This is a genomic window from Cupriavidus sp. HPC(L) (genome assembly GCF_000307735.3).
GTDB lineage: Bacteria > Pseudomonadota > Gammaproteobacteria > Burkholderiales > Burkholderiaceae > Cupriavidus.
Genome location: NZ_AMPR02000287.1, coordinates 1 through 3,072, shown reverse-complemented (window position 1 = coordinate 3,072; position 3,072 = coordinate 1). Strand labels below are relative to the sequence as shown.

Sequence of the window (3,072 nt, the reverse complement as noted above, 5' to 3'; positions counted from 1 at the left end):
GAGCCGCCGCGGGCGCTGTGGCGCGCGCTGCGCGACAGCGTCGATGCGTTGCGGGCGCAGGCAGCGGCCGATCTGGCGCAAGCGGAACTGCCCGAGGCAAGCGATCGGGCGGCACTGTGCGATTGGCAGACCCCGCTGCCCATCGAGGCGTTGCAGGAACGGCTGACCGCGCGCTACAGGACGCTGGTCGCGCAGATCGCGCGCGCCTGCCGGCACTGGATGCTGGCCGAACCGCCGTGCGCGTTCGCGATCGTCGGGTTGGGCTCGATGAGCCGCGGCGACATGAGTCCGTACTCGGACTTCGAGTATGCGCTGCTGCTGGCCGAGCCCGCGCCGGCCGACAGCCTCGCGCAGGCATGGTTCATCCGGTTCCGGCGGCTGTTCGACCTGGCCGTCTGCAGTCTCGGCGAAACGGCGCCGGGCGCCGATCATCCGTTGCCGGCGCCGGGCGGATTCGAGGTCGATGCGGGCGTGCGCGTGGCAGCGTCGGCGCTGGCCTGGACCGGCACGCCGGAGCAGCTTGCCGACATGCTGCGCCAGCGCAGCGCGGCCAACGCCCATCCGGATGCGGACCAGGGCCTGCACTTCTCGTTGCTGACGCCTTGCCTTGCGCATGGCGAGCCCGCACTGATGCAGCGGCTGTCGCTGGCGATGGCCGCTGTGCTGGACGTGCCGTTGCGCGTGGACGACCCCGGGCGGCTGTGCGCGCGCGAGGATCTGGCGCTGCGCCAGCTGCAGGCCGACATGATGCGGCTCGGCGACGCGGAGACGCATCATGCCGACAGCGGCGTCGACCTCAAGCATGGCTATCGGGGACCGCTGGTGCACACGCTGACCTCGCTGTCGCTGCTGTTCGGCCGCCATGAAACGCCGCCGCGCGCGGCGCTGGAACGGCTCGATGCGCTCAAGCGATTCTCGGCGCCGTTCCTGGCGGACTGGCGCTGGGCCATGGCGGTGGTGCAGACGCTGCGCTGGCGGCTGCAACTGCGGGCGCACCGGCGCGAGGACCTGGCCGATGCGGCATGGAGCCACTCGGAGCGCCGCCTGCTGCAGGCCGTGCAGGACCGCGTGGTGGGGCCGCTGCGGGCGGCGCTGTCGATGCTCGCCGGCATCGGTCAGGTGCCTGCGTGGCCGGTCGGCGAGGCGGTGCGTGCGCTGCGCCGGCTCGACGACTGCGATCCGGCGCTGCATCCGCTCGTGCTCGCTGCGGCGGCCCGGCCGCCGTCGCTGGAGGCAACGCGAAGTGTGGCCGCCACGCTGGCGGTGCGGCGTGCGCCGGCAGCCGAAATGCGCCGTCATTACGAGGCCGCCATGGCAGCGGTGCCGCGCGAGGACGCCATGGGGCGCTGGGGCGTCTGGCGCGATGCGCTGTGCGCGGTGCCGGGCAACGAAGGCCGGATGCGCGCGCTCGGGATCGTGCCGTGGCCCGACGGCTGGCGCGCGCAATGGGCGGAACGGCAGGGCGCCTTTCGCGGACGCCTGGACGGCTGGCTGGTCGATGGCGGGAATCAGGCAAGGGCGGCGTGGGGAGCCGCATGGGACGCCGTGCAGGTGCGTGTGCTGGCGTCGCGGGCCATCGTGGAACGCACGCTGGCGCCGGAGATCGCGCGGCAGTTGTTCGACGAGCACGGCAATGTCCTGCCGAAGCCCGCCGGCCAGCCGGGCACGCATCGCGTGCTGCCGGTCCGCTTCGAGGCGGATGGACGCGAGCACGTCTATTGGGTCAAGTTCGATGCGCAGGCGGCGGGCAGCGAGGCGATCTGGCATGCGCTGGACCGGCGCCTGACCGGTGGGCGGGGCATGCCGGCCAGCGTGCCGATGCAGCTGTGCAGTGGCACGCGGATCTTCGATGTGCAGGTCATCGAGGATGTCGCTGGCCGCTCGCTGGCACAGCTGCTGCGCGAGGAGCCCACCGCGTTGCGCGCGATCCATCCCGCCTCGTTCACGCGGGCGCTGCTGCGCGAACTGGCCGGCGGGCCCGGCGAGCAGGCCGGCGATCCAGCGGACGACCATGTCGTGGTCGAGCGCGGCTCCCGGCAACTGCTGAAGCGGATCGGCAACGGGCGGGCCGCGCTGGCCGCGATGGGGCTGGCCGCACCGGGGCGGAGCACGCTGCCGGTGCGCAGCCATCTGCTGTGCCTGGACCAGATGATGCAGCCGCTCGACCTTGCGGTGCTCGAGGAAGTGGGCCGGCTGCAGCCGGACGCGGTGCTGCGCGGCTGGCTCGAGGATGCGGCACGCCTGCAGCAGGACCTTGGGGCGTTGTTTGCCGGCGCGGACGGTGCAGGAGCGAACGAGATGTGGCCGCACGCGGGCCTGGTGGGGGCGATTCCGGCCGAGGCGCTGCCGGCGCTGCGCCAGCGTGTCGAGACCATCGTCGGCATGGCCGCCCTTGCCGCGCGCCTGCGCATTGCGCCCACCGGCATCGCATGGTTGCGCAGCCTCGAGCCGGAACTGGCGGCGCCCTATGTGGCGGCGTTCGAGCGCCATCCGGTGCGCGCCAGCGAGCCGGCGGCGCCAGCCTTGCGTTTTGCCTGTCTCGACGAGGCGCTTGCCCGCCGGAACGCGAATGGACGCTATGGCGCCACGGATGCGGCCACGCATGCCGCCCGCTTCGGTCTGACGGCGATCCATCCGCGGCCCGATCCGTTGCCGTGGCGGCCCGCCGATGCGATGCAGACCGCGCCGGGCGGCACCATGTCGGCCACCGGCGCGTTGTCGCGGCTGGCCCAATCTCCCGCGCGCGATCTCGCCGCGATCGTGCTCGGCGTGCTGAGCGGACGCGATGGCGCCGCGCGGACCTTCGCCGCGCTGCCGGCGCGCCAGCGCACCGCGGTGTTCGACGCGATCGGCATGGCGCTGTATGCCGACGCGCGCGCCATCGCGGTCGACGACCAGCGCCGGCTGCTGACGGCGCTGGCCGGCACGCCGCTGGCCTGCCTGGATCTGAGCCCCTTCGCCGGGGCGCTGACCGACGCGCTGCTGGAGACCCTGCTGGCCGGCACCGGCGCGTCGCTGCGTCGGCTGGACCTGAGCGGCTGCTCGCGGCTGACGCCGCAGGCGCTGCGTCAC

At 73.6% G+C, this 3,072-nt stretch carries 1 protein-coding gene; it reads left to right on the top strand.

Annotated features, from left to right (window positions below):
- Window positions 1–3,072 (top strand): putative nucleotidyltransferase substrate binding domain-containing protein (locus B551_RS15750; RefSeq protein ID WP_043440161.1); only part of this gene is annotated, 3,072 nt, incomplete at both ends.